The 17,117-nt window shown below is 45.8% G+C and carries 15 protein-coding genes, 1 other RNA gene and 1 pseudogene; 10 read left to right on the top strand and 7 right to left on the bottom strand.

The window, feature by feature from the left end; genetic code table 11:
- Positions 1 to 311 precede the first annotated feature (311 nt).
- A complete protein-coding gene (locus tag QZ323_RS11495; RefSeq protein WP_294634839.1) occupies positions 312 to 1,316 on the bottom strand; it encodes a LytTR family DNA-binding domain-containing protein in 1,005 nt (334 codons plus the stop codon).
- A 396-nt stretch (positions 1,317 to 1,712) separates the two neighbouring features.
- Between QZ323_RS11495 and QZ323_RS11490 the strand changes: the two genes are divergently transcribed.
- Complete coding sequence (locus QZ323_RS11490; RefSeq protein ID WP_182427618.1) at positions 1,713 to 1,853, top strand: hypothetical protein; 141 nt, start codon at positions 1,713 to 1,715, stop codon at positions 1,851 to 1,853.
- Positions 1,854 to 1,938: 85 nt separating this feature from the next.
- On the opposite strand, the gene QZ323_RS11485 is transcribed toward QZ323_RS11490, so the two are convergent.
- The 5 genes from QZ323_RS11485 to QZ323_RS11465 all read right to left on the bottom strand — a co-directional run bounded on the left by QZ323_RS11485 (position 1,939) and on the right by QZ323_RS11465 (position 7,609).
- The gene (locus QZ323_RS11485; protein ID WP_294634838.1) at positions 1,939 to 2,313 is read right to left on the bottom strand and encodes a YccF domain-containing protein; all 375 of its coding nucleotides are present in this window, start codon (positions 2,311 to 2,313) and stop codon (positions 1,939 to 1,941) included.
- Between the two features lie 41 nt (positions 2,314 to 2,354).
- A complete protein-coding gene (locus QZ323_RS11480) occupies positions 2,355 to 4,283 on the bottom strand; it encodes a heparinase II/III family protein (protein WP_294634837.1) in 1,929 nt (642 codons plus the stop codon).
- A gap of 293 nt (positions 4,284 to 4,576) precedes the next feature.
- Positions 4,577 to 5,665: a DNA polymerase IV gene (gene dinB, locus QZ323_RS11475; protein WP_294634836.1), complete on the bottom strand. Its 1,089-nt coding sequence runs from the start codon at positions 5,663 to 5,665 to the stop codon at positions 4,577 to 4,579.
- Between the two features lie 17 nt (positions 5,666 to 5,682).
- The gene (locus QZ323_RS11470; protein WP_294634835.1) at positions 5,683 to 6,459 is read right to left on the bottom strand and encodes a murein L,D-transpeptidase catalytic domain family protein; all 777 of its coding nucleotides are present in this window, start codon (positions 6,457 to 6,459) and stop codon (positions 5,683 to 5,685) included.
- A 94-nt stretch (positions 6,460 to 6,553) separates the two neighbouring features.
- Entirely contained in the window at positions 6,554 to 7,609 is a 1,056-nt protein-coding gene (locus QZ323_RS11465) for a L,D-transpeptidase (protein ID WP_294634834.1), read from the bottom strand.
- Positions 7,610 to 7,875: 266 nt separating this feature from the next.
- Between QZ323_RS11465 and QZ323_RS11460 the strand changes: the two are divergent.
- Positions 7,876 to 8,235 (top strand): annotated as a pseudogene (locus QZ323_RS11460) (hypothetical protein); the annotation flags it as partial.
- A gap of 154 nt (positions 8,236 to 8,389) precedes the next feature.
- On the opposite strand, the gene ssrA reads toward QZ323_RS11460, so the two are convergent.
- Positions 8,390 to 8,787, bottom strand: a transfer-messenger RNA (tmRNA) gene (gene ssrA, locus QZ323_RS11455).
- A 273-nt stretch (positions 8,788 to 9,060) separates the two neighbouring features.
- Between ssrA and QZ323_RS11450 the strand changes: the two genes are divergently transcribed.
- The 8 genes from QZ323_RS11450 (at position 9,061) to QZ323_RS11415 (ending at position 17,006) form a co-directional block, all read left to right on the top strand.
- Positions 9,061 to 11,889, top strand: coding sequence for a glycoside hydrolase family 3 N-terminal domain-containing protein (locus QZ323_RS11450; RefSeq protein WP_294634833.1), 2,829 nt, complete (start codon positions 9,061 to 9,063; stop codon positions 11,887 to 11,889).
- A gap of 59 nt (positions 11,890 to 11,948) precedes the next feature.
- Positions 11,949 to 13,064, top strand: a complete 1,116-nt coding sequence (locus tag QZ323_RS11445) for a lactonase family protein (RefSeq protein WP_294634832.1) — start codon at positions 11,949 to 11,951, stop codon at positions 13,062 to 13,064.
- A gap of 238 nt (positions 13,065 to 13,302) precedes the next feature.
- The gene (locus tag QZ323_RS11440) at positions 13,303 to 14,367 is read left to right on the top strand and encodes a DUF4831 family protein (protein WP_294634831.1); all 1,065 of its coding nucleotides are present in this window, start codon (positions 13,303 to 13,305) and stop codon (positions 14,365 to 14,367) included.
- Positions 14,368 to 15,494: 1,127 nt separating this feature from the next.
- A complete protein-coding gene (locus QZ323_RS11435) occupies positions 15,495 to 15,713 on the top strand; it encodes a DUF3791 domain-containing protein (RefSeq protein ID WP_294634830.1) in 219 nt (72 codons plus the stop codon).
- Positions 15,710 to 16,183, top strand: coding sequence for a DUF3990 domain-containing protein (locus QZ323_RS11430; RefSeq protein ID WP_294634829.1), 474 nt, complete (start codon positions 15,710 to 15,712; stop codon positions 16,181 to 16,183). Before QZ323_RS11435 ends, QZ323_RS11430 begins: the two co-directional genes overlap by 4 nt.
- A complete protein-coding gene (locus tag QZ323_RS11425) occupies positions 16,180 to 16,398 on the top strand; it encodes a DUF3791 domain-containing protein (protein ID WP_121767092.1) in 219 nt (72 codons plus the stop codon). The genes QZ323_RS11430 and QZ323_RS11425 overlap by 4 nt, the downstream gene beginning before the upstream one ends.
- A 51-nt stretch (positions 16,399 to 16,449) precedes the next feature.
- Complete coding sequence (locus QZ323_RS11420) at positions 16,450 to 16,665, top strand: helix-turn-helix transcriptional regulator (protein ID WP_294634828.1); 216 nt, start codon at positions 16,450 to 16,452, stop codon at positions 16,663 to 16,665.
- Positions 16,662 to 17,006, top strand: coding sequence for a hypothetical protein (locus QZ323_RS11415; RefSeq protein ID WP_294634826.1), 345 nt, complete (start codon positions 16,662 to 16,664; stop codon positions 17,004 to 17,006). Before QZ323_RS11420 ends, QZ323_RS11415 begins: the two co-directional genes overlap by 4 nt.
- Positions 17,007 to 17,117 lie beyond the last annotated feature (111 nt).

The following is a 17,117-nucleotide window of genomic DNA, read 5'->3' as shown; positions in this document are numbered from 1 at the left end:
GCCCCTATCCGATGCCCAGCCAGCGGCACACACATACTTAAAAGTAAGATCCATCTCTTCATTATCTCTATGTTCTTTACGATTTGCATCGGCAAACATAGCGCAAGATCTTATGGCAAAAAAATATCCGGGACAGACAGCCCGGATATGTGACAAACAGCACACCCTCTTGTGACGAACAGCTGTTCCTATCCCTTTCTTGTGACGAATGACTACCCCTCCGGCGTGCCCCTCTTCATGCTTCTACCTCTCTTTGACACCCCTTCTGTTCTCCTTTGGCACCTCTTCCGTCCACCTCTTTGACATCCTTTCTACCGGCATCTTTCGATGCATTCCGTCCCTCTCTCTTCTATACGGCTTTTCACTCCTTTGGCATAAGCCCTCGACACCGGCACCTCCTCCTTGCAACCTTCCAGCAGCAAACGGTACCCCTGCGAATTTCCATCTACCTTCACCACCGCATTCACATTCACCAGAAACGCCCTGTGGCAACGGACTATGAAGGGACAATCCGCCACCGTCTCTTCCGCCTGCTTCATCGTGGCACGCAGTAACCGTTGCCGGACGTTATTCCCGTCCCGATAAGCAATGCGCACATAGTTCCCTTCCGCCTCCACATACAACAGCCCATCGGCACGCATCTCCAACCTCTCCTTCGTCCCACCGGAAAAGAGCAGGAGACGGACAGGCTTCTTCTCCGTCATCGGACAAGCGGCATTTCCTTTGTCTGCCTCCCCAGTTTCCAACACTTCTGCCTCCTCTTCTCCCGTTTCCGACGTTCCGGCTTCCGCCTCTCCCCTCTCCTTCCACAAACCCGCTTTCTGCGAAAGAGCCACATTCATCTCCATAGCCTCCCTCAAATTGCGCGCCAACAGAAGATTACGATTCCACATCAAGAAAAAAACGATAGGAAAAGGCGCCAGAATCCCCGTCCAGACCATACTGACAAGAAGATCCCTTCCTCCCAGAAAACCGCTTCCTAACCACCATGCCTTATACCCCCAATTGCCGACCGAAATCAACAGGCAGGCTCCCAATGTCCCCAGCAGTTCCTTCCCAAACGTCCAACGCCGCTCATCATAATATCGGGGAAACAGCACCGGAAGCAGATATACAAATACCCCTAACGCCATCGAGGACACCACCCCATAACCCAGCAGAATCCAAAACTTATGCTTCCCAATCAGCGAGATGCCGAAGGGCTGCAACATCCAAAGAATAATGAATATAATGAAAGGAGGAACCAACACGATCTTCCACCGTTCCATCAATGCCGGATAAGGGCTACGAAAAAACATCAGCAGTTTATTTATCATCGCAGTCTTCTGTTTACTTATCATCACAGTCATCTGTTTACAATTGTCCATATTCTACACGGCTTCATTTACAGGAGTATTACTTTATCAGGAGTATTACTTTATCAAGAGTATTACTTCATTAACTCTCCACTCTCAACTCTCCGCTCAATTAAACTCTCTGCGAATGAAAGCCCGTGCCTATTCTATAAGATAAGACAAAGGTATGCAATATATTTGTAATATGCAGGTGACAAAAACATGCTTTTTAAGAGGAAATTGGAAGAAAAACGCATATTTTTATGTTATAGAACATATATTTCGCGAACAATTCCTATCTTTGCAGCGTTAATAAGATAAAGAAAAAGATGTAAAACCCGCTTTCCGAAACGCGGAAGGCACTAAACAAAGACGATTATGAAAAAGAATGCAAATGAAATTTTTATGTTACAGTACCGTATTAAACGCTATCAGGCAATGGGCAACGGTACAATGTGCCAGGCTTTGAATGGCAAACTTCAGAAACTGCTTGCCAAGCAAGCCAACATTACCATGTAAACAACACCTTTAAATAGAATGAATAAGGGCGGAGAGCAGCAAAAGTTCTTCGCCCTTTTCTTTTTCTTAGACAGTGTGTCAGAACTCAATCCGGAACAATATCCTTCCCAAAAGGAGTCAATGCCAACGCCGCCAGCTTAAAATGCTGCAAACCGAAAGGAATCCCAACGATGGTGATACACAAGAGAATGCCAAAACCCAAGTGCGAAAGACAAATCCAGATGCCTCCCAGAAATATCCACAACACATTCATCAACACATACAAGCATCCGCCGGAACGTTCGCCGCTCCGCACCGTCTTTCCGAAAGGCCACAACGCAAGCATGGCAAGTTTCAGCGTCTGTATGCCGAACGGAATGCCGATGATAGTAATCATCATCAACAGACTGGACACAAGATACTCCACGGCAGTGAAAATACCCCCAAATATCAGCCACAAAAAGTTCATTAAACAACCCATAGTTTCACGTTTTAAAATTCTGAAACGCAAATATAGACTATTTATTTGATAACGAACTTATACTTACCCGTCAAACGTGCCTCCTTATCCTTCAGCGTAATGCGATAGATCTCAGGTCCCCAGACATTGGACAGGCGCGTATCCGGCAATTCCACTGTTTCGATCCCTGCCGTAAACTCGCGGGGATACTCCAACGTCACCTTCTGTCCCTGTACTTCGATAGTCACCTTTCCGGGAACGGAGATATCCACCTTTCCCCAAGCAAGGAAATTGACCTGGTTAGGCGCTTTCGCCGACTTCAAAGAGAACTCATCAGTGATGGTCAGCTGCTTTTTGCCCAACGAATATGCCCGCACCCAACGGTTCACTTCAGCCTCTTCGGGATATGCCGTAGCTATGTTCGCCGAGAAGAAACGCTTTTTCGACTGGCAGACAACATCCGTAGCTTTATACCTCTGCCCGTAACGCTGCGGTACACCGTTGATCATCGGCAGGTTATGATAGTTGCTCTGCATCGTCCAGATGGTGTAACGTTCTTTGCTGAACGTCAGACGTGTATATGTCCCCACCCCTGCATCGATCAGCATCGGTACAGTATTGACGTACAAGGAGAAAGTACCTACATCATTGTGGTTATGGCTCTCATTGTTGAAACCGCCTTTCGTTGCCAGGAACCAACCGGACTTATTCGTCAGGTAGCAAAACTCCGTTTCAGGATACCAGGTGCAGGCAGGCACCGTATGTGCCGCTACGGTCTTTTCCAGTTCTCCATTCCACAGGATAGACTGCAAGGAGCGGAACGTATCATTTCCTACCGGAATGGAGGGACGTTTACCATTCAGAAGATAAGCCGCAAATTGCATCATCTCGTCACTGCCCACGGCACGACCGTAGCGGTAGATCAGCGGAATGTCTCCTCCGCCCTTGGCAGAAGCATCGGCAAAGTTCACTACCCAGCCATTCCCTACGTACGTACGGCTGATATACTCTCCCATCCTACGCACCATCGGTTCTTCAAAGAGCGACACCTTGCCGCCCGTACCGTCAAAAAGTATCTGAAGATAATCGTACATCTTTCCCGCAGCATGTCCCCAATAGGAAGGACCTTCCTCACAGGCACCGTCGGCTTTCACAAAGTTGATGAACTTATCGACCGACTGCATGCTGCGCCACACTGCCTTTGCCAGGCGGTCGCGGTCGTTCTCCAGCAGAAGATAGCATTGCAACACATTCGAGTTGCACCACGGATTCCAGTTGTTGATAATCTCTCCCGGTTTCCAGTGGAATGCCATCCACCATTCGCGGTCATTGTTCATATACGGATCGAGAATGCGCTCCTGCAAAGTCTGGCGCAGGCGTCGGGCAATCACCAGGTCCAGTTTGTCGAACGAGTCATGAAAGAAATAGTACACCCACGCCAACATGGAACCGTAGTTGCCGGAACCGAGGTCAATCACCTGCTCCCGATAGTCGGGCAAAGCCCGCTTCGTAGTCTGGCGCACCAAATGGGCGGAAAGTACCCAGGAAGTCATCTCGCAACTGAAAAACACTCCGTTTGCCAACTGGTCGACGAAACGCCCCTTTCCTTCGGCAAGTTCGGCAAGCATCAGGGCATTGATGGCTTTGCGATTGGCTTCATACGGATTCTGCATGATGTTGCGTTCACCGCTGCGTTCATACTCCAGATAGTCCGTAGCACGGATTACCTTCCACTCGTAGTCCAAGTGTTTCTCTCCGGCACGGATAAGCGTTTCCTTATCGGCACCCAGCAAGGCATCCCAAGCGGAACGGTCGTTATAGGCAGGATAAGGCACCCAAGCCTGGTTCATCACTAATATTTCTTTGAGTTGTTCTTCACTGCCGGCAGCCTTTTGCAAAAGATTCCGTTCGGTATAGGCATGCACCGAAATGCCTGAAACGACAAGCAGGCAAAAAGTGAGGATAATACGACTAAACGTGTTCTTCTTCATGATATTTATAAAAATTAGATGACTTGTCATGCGGACAACTATTAGCAGTGTCTCACATACGACAATTATATTAAGCGTGTCTCGCATATGGCAAAGAGCTGATTATCTTCTATACGGTAAAGATTACGTCATCCCCCATACGGTAAATATCAGATCATCCGCCATACGATGAGGCAAAAGTACGCAACTTTCTCCAAGAACAACGTACCCGATTATCCGTAGTTATGTATAAAATCATCCAAAACACCTCGTTTTACACATCGACTTGGGGGAGAATCACAAGAAAAGAAGGCTCATTTCCACTCGCCAAATTCAAAACTCAACTGTTCCCATACGCCCGTTGTTTTCGTCTCTTCCCGCGGATTGGAGACAGAAAGTCCGATCAGGCGGATAGGATGGGATTCATAATCCACTTCCTTCAACAGCTGCTTTGCCAAGGGTAGAATGATATCGAGGGTGATCAGTTCCTTGGACTGCGTAATACTGCGGGTGATCTGGTTGAAATCGTGAAACTTGATTTTCAGGGTCAGCGTGTTTCCTCTGAAATCCCGACGCTCTAACCTGCCCACCAGTTCCACCGCCACATGATACAACTCGATAATCACCGACGAACGCAACGAAATATCCTTCTCCAACGTACGCTCGCAACCGACCGACTTGCGCACATGCACCGCTTCCACCGGACGCAGGTCAATCCCTCGCGCACAATCATAATAGAGTGCCCCCACCTTCCCGAACTCGCGCAACAACGTATCCCGCGAACGAGCACGCAACTGCTCTCCGTTATGAATCCCCAGCGCGTGCATCTTCTTTGCAGTCACCGGACCTACTCCCCAGAAACTCTCGATCGGAAGACGGGCGATGAACTCCAGCGCCTGGTCGGGATGGATCGTGCACAACCCGTCCGGCTTACGGTAGTCCGAGGCTATCTTTGCCAGAAACTTATTATAAGACACTCCGGCAGATGCCACCAGGTTGAGTTCTGCCCGAATCTTCTGCTTGATTTCCCGGGCTATGTCCACCGCCAGCTGAATGCCGGGTTTGTTCTCCGTCACATCCAGAAAAGCCTCATCCAACGAAAGCGGTTCAATGATGTCCGTATACTCATGGAATATCTCATGTATCTGCCGCGACACCTCTTTATATACCTCCATCCGTCCCGGAACAAAGACCAACTGCGGACAAAGCCGCTTTGCCTTCGTAGATGCCATAGCCGAACACACCCCATATCGACGCGCCTCATAACTGGCAGTGGACACGACACCCCGCTTCTCCGCATACCCCACAGCAATGGGTTTACCGCGCAACTCCGGATTGTCACGCTGTTCTACGGAGGCGTAGAATGCATCCATATCTATATGTATGATCTTACGGTTTTCCATCAACGGAGGCATTTAAATTATAATCCGTCTGCCCCCTTCAGCACCGAGCTACGCGCCAGATAATCGGGTGTTTCGGCATAGATAAACATCACACTCCCTCCCTTGAGGGCATCTATGATAGGACGGGACAGTTTCTGCGGAATTGCCGGACAACCGAAACTCCGCCCCAGCCTGCCACTTTTGTCCGCCACTGCCGGATCGGCATATGCAGCCCCGTGCATCACGATGGCACGCTCGCGGGCACGGTCGTTGATGCCCTCCTCCAAACCGTCCAGAATGAGCGAGTAGCCATTCTTGCCCTGATAAGTGGAACCTGTAAGATAAAATCCCAACGAACTTTTGTAGGAGCCGTATTCGTTGGAAAAAGAGGTTGCATAATTGACACCGCTATTCTTCCCGTGGGAAACAACCGAATTGAAAAGTACTTTGCGTTGCTTCATATCAAACACCCAAAGGCGCTTTTCTGTAGAAGGACGGGAAAAGTCAATCAAAGCCAAGATATCCCGTTTACGGTTTTCTATCCTATTATATCCTGCCACTGCCTGACGGAACGCCTTCCAGTTGACAATCCCCTCCAACTGCATGGAACGGTACAAATCGGCACAAGCCTCTGCATCCGTCATCACTGCAGCCTCGGGAATTTCTGATGTATGCCCTGCCGGATTATCACTCAAGAAGAAGTATTCCTTCGGCACATGTCGGCGTGTTACGGGAGTACGCCCAACCGGCTTACCGCTCAAGAACAGGGCAGAAGGAAGCAACAAAAACAAAAAAGATACAAAAAATCGCTGCATAATGTTCATCAGAAAAAATAACGGCGGCTAAATTACTGTTTTTTCTTCTGACGCTTGCCACGCAGATAGTTAAAAATAAGCAGTCACTAAATCACTACTCAATGACCACGACCAAAGAACGCTCTGTAGGCGCCCAATCAAAGACAAACTTGGCATGCGAAGTGGCATTGCGCACACACATGTGCGAACGCGGCGTCGTGCCTAGCGACCAGCTGTATTCAATCATGCTGGTACGCGGCACATTCACCGGTACCCCATGTATATACGCACCGTTTGTAAAACGGCTGGCATATGGCGCATATCCTCCCGTTTCGGCAGAACCGTCTTTCAGGAATACCATGCGTGTCTTTTTCTGCTGAATCAGATACATGCCCAAAGGAGTCTCCTGTGCATAAGGAGGCGCATGTCTTCCTGTCGTGGCAGGATTCATGCTACGTATTTTCCATTCTCCTTTGCCCACATGCTCCAGAGTAGCGATATTCTGGTTCAGACGGTCGACAAACACAACATGGTCGAAAGCCGTACTGTCAGCCAGCCGTTTCAGGTAACGGCGAGGCACCAGCCATTCTTCATCAAAAGTAACAGGATGTATCCGACAGAAACTTCCTTCTTCACCCCGCAGACGGGCAACCGTACCATCTCTTCCATAACGTTCGGGTACCAACGTATCAGTTGGCAGATACAAAGGAACCGACTGATAGCGTTCCACTCCCAACGTATCGGACACACGACGGTAGGCATTTCGCACGAACTTGCGAACCAACGGGGCTTCTTTATTCTGATTCTTATAGTTTTGCAGCACTACCCATCTGGCTGTATCCGCCTGCATATTCTCAATGTATGCCAAAGATTCGCGGATTTCATCCCATTTGAAAGAGCGTACGGTGTCTTTATACGGATACGTATCTTCCAATGTATGCTGATCGTAGAACAACTCTTTGATAAGCGTAACATCGTCAGCTGTCAACAAAGACTGTTCAGAACGAAGCAACGTCTGCTCTAGATGAAGAGATTCCGGTTCGACCGTATCATTTTCATATTCAGCTTTATTCACAGTTAGCACCACCGGTTTAGCAGACTCCTGCCGACGATTGCATCCGGCAAAAATCAGACATACGACTATGCAGACAAAAAGAACTGAATGTTTCATAAATATGATATTTAATTGCATACTATACATATAACAATCGCGTACCGATAAATGTTGTCTTCTTCCATCCATACGGTTTTTCACAAAGATAATATTTTTATTCATACCCGTTGGCAGAATTAAAGTGAAATTACATCATATCTTATGTCTCATAACAAGTAATGTTATGGAGCATAACAAATAATGTTATGAAGTATAACAAGTAATGTTATGATGCATAACAAGTAATGTTATGATGCATAACAAGTAATGTTATGATGCATTTCATATATAGCGTTAATATAGTCTACTTCGCTCTGGGACACGGAACTGATTTTGTTTATCATGGAAAGACTGAATTCAGAGGCATCCATACCAATGATCTTCTTGAACTTACTCCATTCCAAAAACAGACATTTAAGGTGGATACGGTAAGCCAGTTATATCCCGAATACTATATCCTGAAAGTGAATGGTTTCAATCAGGTAGCCAAAAACCCCTTGGAAGAATGGATTTACTATCTGAACACCGGAGAAATACCTTCTACTGCTACAGCTCCCGGTCTTGAAGAAGCCCGTGAAAGACTGAAACTAGACAGCATGACCAAGGATGAACTGGCTGCTTACTATCGTCACTTGGACAACATTTTCCTGAAACTCTTAACAAAAAGAGAGTAAATGAACATATAAAAAACAAGGGGGAGTAAAAGGGAGAGTATTAGAAAGTATTAGAGAGTATCAGAAAAAAGGAAGTCCCTGAATTATTAAAATTCAAGAACTTGTTACTTTTCATTTTCTACTCTTGTGGAGCTGGAGGGAATCGAACCCTCGTCCAAACGAGGAAATCATAAGCTTTCTACATGCTTATCTTTGCCTAAGTTTTCGAGCAACGGCAGAACCAAAGCCATCAACCGTTACCTTATCCTCTTAAATTTTCATTCCTGCCTCAAGGCAGACAAGAACTATCCCCGATGTAACTGCACCACTTTACCGGAACGCTTCGGAGCAACAGCTTCCGAGTGATGTCTCGTCCCAGCACCTTGTGCCGGGATTAAGCTAATCTACTATACTTCGATTAAGCAGCAAGAGCGTAATTAGTTTCGCCAGATAAAATTTTGAAGACTGAGATTTAAGTGCAAATCAACGACGCACTGCATGCTTACTTACCATTTCTGCCCGCTGTCAAATCCAGTCAACCCCATGACTTTATTGCAGAAAGACCTGTTTTTAAGTGGGGCAAAGATAGGAATTATTTTCAATAGTCCGTTCTTTTGACCTGAATAATTTATTCATTTCACATAAAGAAAAGCCTCCATCGTACAAATATTACTAATAGTATGGATGATTTTGTACTTCTCCCTACCTGTAAAATCCTTACCTTTGACCACAAAAGAAACTTTTAAAAAACAAAAGAGACTTTTAAAAAGAAACTTTTTACGAACAAAAAAAACTTTTAATGAAAAACTATATACCATGCAGAAACTGATTATAGCCACTCTATTGCTGGGCAGCAGCACCCTGCTTCCGGCACAGAAGATGATGAAAATTCCGGCGATATACAAACCGGTAAAGAGCGAAATGTATCGGAAAGGTTGGATAGACTTCAACAAAAACGGAGTGAAAGACGTGTACGAAGACCCCGCCGCCCCGATTGATGCACGCATCGAAGACCTGCTACAGCAGATGACACTTGACGAAAAGACCTGTCAGATGGTCACCCTATACGGATACAAGCGCGTGCTGAAAGATGATTTACCCACTCCCGAATGGAAACAAAAGTTATGGAAAGACGGAATCGGTGCCATCGACGAACACCTGAACGGATTCCAGCAATGGGGATTACCGCCATCGGACAATCCGAACGTATGGCCTGCCTCACGCCATGCCTGGGCACTGAACGAAGTGCAACGTTTCTTCGTAGAAGAGACCCGCCTCGGAATCCCCGTCGACTTCACCAACGAAGGCATCCGCGGCATAGAAAGTTACCGTGCCACCAACTTCCCCACCCAACTGGGCTTGGGACATACGTGGAACCGGAAACTGATCTGCCAGGTAGGACTTATCACCGGACGAGAAGCACGCATGCTGGGATATACCAATGTGTATGCCCCCATCCTCGACGTCGGTCGTGACCAGCGATGGGGAAGATATGAAGAAGTGTACGGAGAATCCCCTTACCTCGTTGCTGAACTGGGTGTCGAAATGGTGCGCGGCATGCAACACAACTATCAGGTGGCAGCTACCGGAAAACACTTCGTTGCCTACAGTAACAACAAGGGTGCACGCGAAGGCATGGCGCGAGTAGACCCGCAAACCTCGCCACGGGAAGTGGAAATGATTCATGTATATCCTTTCAAACGGGTCATAAAGGAAGCAGGACTGCTGGGAGTGATGAGTTCGTACAATGACTACGACGGTGTCCCCATCCAAGGCAGTTTCTATTGGCTCACCACACGCCTGCGCGGCGAAATGGGATTCCGTGGCTATGTGGTCTCGGACAGTGATGCCGTGGAATATCTCTATACCAAACACGGTACAGCCAAAGACATGAAAGAAGCAGTACGCCAAAGCGTAGAAGCCGGACTGAATGTGCGCTGCACGTTCCGCTCGCCGGAATCGTATGTGAATCCACTCCGCGAACTGGTCAAGGAAGGCGGACTGAGCGAGGAGGTCATCAACGACCGTGTGCGGGACATCCTGCGGGTGAAATTCCTTATCGGATTGTTCGATGCCCCCTATCAGACCGACCTTTCCGGTGCCGACAAGGAAGTGGAAAGTGAAGAGAATGAGGCTATAGCCCTGCAAGCTTCTCGCGAAAGCCTTGTCTTGCTGAAAAATGAGGGCAACATCCTGCCGCTGGATCTCAACAATATAAAGAAGATAGCCGTCTGCGGTCCGAACGCCAACGAAGAACGATACGCGCTGACCCATTACGGTCCGTTGGCAGTGGAAGTGACTACCGTACTGGAGGGCATCCGCCAAAAAGCGGAAGGCAAAGCGGAAGTACTCTACGCAAAAGGGTGTAATCTTGTGGACGACAACTGGCCGGAAAGCGAACTCTTCGATTTTCCCCTGACCGGTGAAGAACGGACGGAAATAGAAAAAGCCGTAGAGAATGCGCGCCAATCCGATGTAGCAATAGTCGTATTGGGCGGAGGGCAACGCACTTGCGGCGAAAACAAGTCGCGCAGCAGCCTTGAGCTTCCGGGAAGGCAATTGAAGCTCTTGCAAGCCGTGCAGGAAACCGGAAAACCTGTCATACTGATATTGATCAATGGCCGTCCGCTATCCGTCAACTGGGCGGACCGTTTTGTTCCAGCCATTCTGGAAGCTTGGTATCCCGGTTCCAAAGGAGGGACGGCAGTTGCCGATGTGCTTTTCGGGGATTACAATCCGGGCGGAAAACTGACAGTCACTTTCCCGAAAAGCGTAGGGCAAATTCCTTTCAACTTCCCCTACAAGCCTTCTTCACAGATTGACGGAGGAAAGAATCCGGGTCCCGACGGCAATATGTCTCGCGTCAACGGTGCACTTTATCCTTTCGGACACGGTCTGAGCTACACGTCGTTCGAATATTCCGACATCAGCATCACCCCCAAAGTAATAACCGCCCATCAGAAGGCAACCGTACGCTGCAAAGTGACCAACACCGGCAAAAGGGAAGGCGACGAAGTGGTACAACTTTATATCCGCGACGTACTAAGCAGCGTCACCACCTACGAGAAAAACCTTGCCGGATTTGAGCGTATCCATCTGCAACCGGGAGAGACGAAAGAAGTCTCCTTCAGCCTCGACCACAAGCATCTGGAGCTACTGGACAAGCACATGGAATGGGTCGTAGAACCGGGAGACTTCAGCATCATGCTGGGCGCCTCTTCCGAAGATATCCGCCTGAGCGGGACACTGACCGTAGAAGACCCGAATGCACCGGCCCGTACATCATCAGCAAAAACCGACAGTCCCGTAACCGCCAGCACCAATCAAGAAAGCGTAATGAACGTGCTCGACAAAAAAATAGACACTGCCTGGGAGGGAAATAAAGGAGATTATATTACCTTTGCCTTAGAAAACGGCTCCAAGGTAGACAACGTTTCCATTGCGTTCAGCAGAAGCAACGGTCTGCCGGCGGAATTTGAGATACAGCTTTCGAGCGGCGGCGGACAGTTTCTGACGGTTTATTCGGGTACAGTCAGCGAGTACGGAAAGTTGATTTCATATACATTCAAGGGAACCACCGCCAGCGACCTGCGCATCGTGCTGAACGACGATCGTGTAGGAGTGGCGGAAGTGAAATTGAAATGAAGTAAGGGATATAGGGAATAATTCCTGAGTAACTCCTTAAAAAAATACATTATCGAATTATGAGAAAGCTTCTTTTCTTAATGCTTGGATTAGCGACGGCAGCATGTTCGCCCCGCAAGGCAGGAAAAACGGACAACGGAAATGATGAACTCACCATGCTGGTGGGCACATATACCGACGGTGAAAGTAAAGGCATCTATACCTTCCGCTTCAACCAGTCGACAGGCAATGCAACCGTACTTAGTTCCATCGAAGTTCCCAATCCGTCCTATCTTGTTCCTTCCGAAGACGGAAGATTCGTCTATGCCGTCAGCGAGATGAACGACAGCACGGCAGCGCTCAATGCTTTCTCCTTCGACAAAGCAACCGGTCAACTCCGCCTATTGAACCGCCAACTGACGATGGGCGCCGATCCTTGCTATGTTTCCACCAATGGAAAAGAAGTACTTACAGCCAACTACAGCAGTGGAAGCATGTCCGTATTCCCACTGAAAAAAGACGGTTCGCTGGAACCTGCCGACAGCCTCTTCGAGGGGAGCACAGGAGGACCTGATGCCAATAGACAAGCCACACCCCACGTGCATTGCGCTGTCTTCTCGCCGGATGGCAACTACATCTTCGCCACCGACTTCAGTGCCGACCGCATTCTGCGCTTCGTCATGCATCCCAAGAGCCTCATCCCCCACCCTTCTGCCGAAGCCATCGAGGTGGAACCTGATTTCGGTCCGCGTCATCTGACGTTCAGCCCCAATGGAAAATATGCCTACCTCATTGGCGAACTCTCGGGCAACATCGTAGCTTTCAGTTATCTGGAGGGAAAATTGGAAAAGATACAGACTATTTCCGCCGACACGCTTCGTGCGCGTGGTAGCGCAGACATCCATCTCAGTCCCGACGGCAAATACCTCTACGCCAGCAACCGACTGAAGAATGACGGCATCGCCATCTTCGAAGTCAATCCCAAAACCGGCATGTTGGCAAAAGTCGCCTACCAACCGACAGGCGTACATCCGCGCAACTTTGCCATCACTTCAAACGGGAAATTTCTTTTAGTTGCCTGCCGGGACAGCCGCATGATTCAGGTCTTTCAGCGCGATCCAGTCACCGGCTTGCTGCATGATACGCATCAGGACATCACAGTGGACAAACCCGTTTGCATCCAATTCGTGGAATAAAAGAAAGGATAACACCAATTCTGTCCCATGGAACAAAAAAAATCGTCCCGTGAGATGAAAAATTTTATCTCACGGGACGATTTTTTTTGCCTCACGAGACGAAATTATCCGTCTCATGGGACGAATCTTACCATATCATAAGACGATATTGTGTTAATCTTTTATAATACTACTCTTGCCAAAAGATAACTTCATTAACTTTGTCCATTCACTGAAAACGTATTTACCAATGCGCCTTATGAAAAAGAAGAATATCGTACTGCTTTCGGCCCTGTTGCTTTCTGCCACCGCCATGGCACAAACAGAAGTAACAGCAGGCGTCACCCGTGGCAAAGACTACGGAGTGACTTATATGTTGCCCAAAACAGAAATCGAACTCAATGTACAAGTAACCAAGCACGTGTATACTCCTGGAGAATTCTCCAAATATGCCGAACGCTACCTACGCATAAACAATGTCTCGTCCGAACCGGCCACTTACTGGACCTTGGACAAAATACAGACGGAAGTCGTCGGAGTGCCTGATAAAGATAATGTGTATTTCGTCAAGATGAAGGAGAAAACCGTAGCTCCACTCATCGAACTGAGCAAAGACGGCATCGTACAGTCCATCAATATGCCATTAGGCAGCGGACAAAAGAATACAACTCCGGCGCAGCCCAAGCCCAAAGAGAAATCCCCCGCCGTCAACCCAAGCGATTTCCTGACCGAAGAAATCCTGATGGCAAACTCTACAGCCAAAATGGCGGAACTGGTAGCCAAAGAAATCTACAACATCCGCGAAAGCAAAAACGCCCTTCTGCGCGGTGAAGCGGACAACATGCCCAAAGATGGAGCACAACTGAAACTCATGCTGGATCACCTCGCCTTGCAAGAACGTGCCATGACAGAGATGTTCACCGGTAAAACCGCTACTGAAGAGAAAATATACACCATCCGTATCGTTCCTAAAGAGATGAAAAACGAAGTTGCCTTCCGCTTCTCTAAAAAACTGGGAGTAGTGGCAAACGATGACTTGGCGGGTGCCCCTGTATATATCAATGTAACTAACCTTAAGAGTATTGCCATTCCCGAAGAAGCTCCCAAAAAGCAAATTGATGGCATTGCCTACAATGTGCCCGGAAGAGCCCAAATGGTCTTGAACTATCAGAACGAAGAGTTATATAATGCAGAAATACCTGTTACGCAGTTTGGAGTAATCGAATATCTCGCTCCTGTACTGTTCAATAAGAATTCTGTAATTAAAGTGTTGTTCAACCCTGCTACGGGAGGATTAGTCAAAGTAGATACGGAAGGAAATTAATTTGGAGTGGCTAAAGTTCACGTTTATGTCGCTAAACCTCACGTTTATGCCGCTAAACCTCAACATTATCATGCTAACCCTTAGCTTTGACCGGATACGACTGTGGTAAGCGTCTCCGCGATGCCGTGCATGACCACTATAGTACAGTACAGGCAAATTGGGTTCTTCTTTTCATAAGATGTTTCACCATAATCATCTGTATACTACACAATTAATAGATTAGGTGAAAGATGTGAGGGATGAAATATGATATTTATTTCTGATTACTCTTTTAGTTCGGAGGAATGCATCACCCCATACAAAGAAGTAAAAATAAGAAGTAATGTAATGCCCCATAAGAAGTAATGTTATGGGGCATTACATTACTTCTTAAAAATCAACTATCATTCACTATCAATGCGTTAGCACCGGATGTTGCGTCCATGTTGCAAGAATCAAAACAAGCACTGATAATCAACATGTTACAAAACCAATGCAAAGGTATGATATTCTACCCGAACAACCAAAAGAAAAGGCATAAGAAGCACAAAACTGCTACATTTTCTTGATTTGGGTTGGGTGTATAATACATAAATAATACATCTATATGACATGTATAGTAGTTCAAGGGAAAACTTCAATAATATTGTTATGTTCAGTATGTTCTAATACCATTGAACAAGTAGTATTTATCGAATAAAATTAATTTCTGCAAATGAGAATAATGGGTATTATTGAGCTATAAGTCTAAAAAATATCGAGTTATAGCTCAATAATTCAAATCATCTTAAAGTCCATACTTTTGTATATGAGGCGTTTTACTAATTTCTGTAAAGTTCATACGAAGATTGTTTTCTTACTTATTACGTAGAAAGGCCTGGTTGATAATTGTACTCCACAATAAAGTACCCAAGAAAATGAATCTAGTACCCAAGAAACCACAGCAAGTACCCAAGAAAATGATGATATGCTTAAAATCTTTCAAATAAATGCATCATGATTCAATCTTTTGATAATATTTTTAAGAAAAATCGAAGTAAATCAACAAAATCGTCTTTGTTCTCATATATTCTTATTACTTTTGCTTATAGTTAAGCTATAAAAGCAGGACAAATAATTAGTATAATTTTATAATAAGGTAAGATATTATGGATAAAAAGACACTTGAATTTGTGACGTTTTGCATAAGCAAACTTTCCATACTGCTGAAATTGCCACAAAAGGAAATATATAGCCGATTAAAAGTATCAGGTATTTTATATGAATACATCGTTCCCTCATACGATGTGCTTCACACATTCAGCTCTAGATACTTGATGGAAGATCTTACTGAATATATGAGGGAGAAAGGAGTTTTAGAAGCATGAAACTTTACCATTCATCTAATGTTATTGTTGAATCTCCAGATACTCTGCATTCTCGCAATTATCTGGATTTTGGTCGTGGCTTTTACCTAACTTCATTATATGAACAGGCTGTAAGATATGCACAGCGTTTCAAGAGAAGAGGACAACATGCATGGCTCAACACATACGAATTTTCTTTCGATGATGATTCTCAATGGAAAATTTTGAAATTTGACTCTTACGATGAAAACTGGCTTGATTTTGTAGCTCAATGCCGGGATGGAAAAGATGTTGGAGATTACGATATGGTTGTTGGAGGAATCGCCAATGATAGAGTAATCCTCACTCTTGATAGATATTTCGCTCACGAAATATCACAAGAGGAAGCTCTTGGACTATTGCGTTTTGAAAAGCCCAATATACAATATTGTATACGCACAGAAAGAATGTTGCGAGAAAGTCTTACTTACATTAATAGTGAACAGGTATGAGCGAAGATAGCAAACAAATAATGAGAAGTGCCCAGTGTGCTAGAATTATTCTTTGTATTTGTGAAATGTATGGAGTTTCGATTGATGAAGCGACAGATATATACTATAATTCAGAAACAGCAGATATGATTGAAGAGGGAGTAGCAGATTTGCATTGTCGAAGTGACAAATATTTGGCTGAAGAAATCTGGAAGGAGCATCAAGAAACGAAATAGGGTATACAAAGAAGATATTTACGATACTTACAGATTAAGATTAATATAGATATGGCACAGGATATAAATCGTCTTAAAGTGGTGCTTGCTGAAAAGAAACGTACCAATAAATGGTTGTCAGAACAAGTAGGAAAAGATCCTGCTACTGTTTCAAAATGGTGTACCAACACTATGCAACCCAATTTAGAAACATTGGTGGCCATCGCGAAGGCACTTGATGTAGATGTGAAAGATCTTTTGTGGTCGATAAAGAATAGAAAAGAATGAAAGCATTAAGAGTACCTCTAATGTATAAATGTATAGGATTGGTTGATGCAGACCTTTTAGACAATGGAACGCGTCATCCCAATTTAGCATTATTAAAGATTGCAGGATTCTTGTACGACAATCATATTCCATTTGAATTAATACTTGATTCGAATATTGATTTGGAAAGATACGATCATATTTATTTATCTAGAGTATTTACATTCACAAAGCTACCTAAATTTTACACAGAAAGTATAGGTACAATTAATGAGAATAAGTTTCATATTGGTGGTACGGGATTTTATGCTACAATTGAGAGTATTAAAGAGTTTACATCTCGTAGAAACGATGGACAGTAGAGTTTGGGGCAAAGTGTAACAACATATTGATTGACGGCATCTCGTTCATTGAAAAGGTAACCATTCTATTTTCCGCCTTGACACGCATCGCAACCCAGCGTATCTTTGCGC

It is taken from the genome of uncultured Bacteroides sp., from assembly GCF_910585845.1.
Lineage (GTDB): Bacteria > Bacteroidota > Bacteroidia > Bacteroidales > Bacteroidaceae > Bacteroides.
This window is presented reverse-complemented; position numbering and strand designations above follow the sequence as displayed.

Coding starts and splice junctions, on each gene's coding strand:
- dinB (WP_294634836.1), bottom strand. CDS start 5,665: ATGGAAAACCGTAAGATCATACATATAGATATGGATGCATTCTACGCC.
- QZ323_RS11425 (WP_121767092.1), top strand. CDS start 16,180: ATGAGCGAAGATAGCAAACAAATAATGAGAAGTGCCCAGTGTGCTAGA.
- QZ323_RS11485 (WP_294634838.1), bottom strand. CDS start 2,313: ATGGGTTGTTTAATGAACTTTTTGTGGCTGATATTTGGGGGTATTTTC.
- QZ323_RS11420 (WP_294634828.1), top strand. CDS start 16,450: ATGGCACAGGATATAAATCGTCTTAAAGTGGTGCTTGCTGAAAAGAAA.
- QZ323_RS11495 (WP_294634839.1), bottom strand. CDS start 1,316: ATGATAAATAAACTGCTGATGTTTTTTCGTAGCCCTTATCCGGCATTG.
- QZ323_RS11480 (WP_294634837.1), bottom strand. CDS start 4,283: ATGAAGAAGAACACGTTTAGTCGTATTATCCTCACTTTTTGCCTGCTT.
- QZ323_RS11415 (WP_294634826.1), top strand. CDS start 16,662: ATGAAAGCATTAAGAGTACCTCTAATGTATAAATGTATAGGATTGGTT.
- QZ323_RS11450 (WP_294634833.1), top strand. CDS start 9,061: ATGCAGAAACTGATTATAGCCACTCTATTGCTGGGCAGCAGCACCCTG.
- QZ323_RS11490 (WP_182427618.1), top strand. CDS start 1,713: ATGAAAAAGAATGCAAATGAAATTTTTATGTTACAGTACCGTATTAAA.
- QZ323_RS11440 (WP_294634831.1), top strand. CDS start 13,303: ATGAAAAAGAAGAATATCGTACTGCTTTCGGCCCTGTTGCTTTCTGCC.
- QZ323_RS11470 (WP_294634835.1), bottom strand. CDS start 6,459: ATGCAGCGATTTTTTGTATCTTTTTTGTTTTTGTTGCTTCCTTCTGCC.
- QZ323_RS11435 (WP_294634830.1), top strand. CDS start 15,495: ATGGATAAAAAGACACTTGAATTTGTGACGTTTTGCATAAGCAAACTT.
- QZ323_RS11465 (WP_294634834.1), bottom strand. CDS start 7,609: ATGAAACATTCAGTTCTTTTTGTCTGCATAGTCGTATGTCTGATTTTT.
- QZ323_RS11445 (WP_294634832.1), top strand. CDS start 11,949: ATGAGAAAGCTTCTTTTCTTAATGCTTGGATTAGCGACGGCAGCATGT.
- QZ323_RS11430 (WP_294634829.1), top strand. CDS start 15,710: ATGAAACTTTACCATTCATCTAATGTTATTGTTGAATCTCCAGATACT.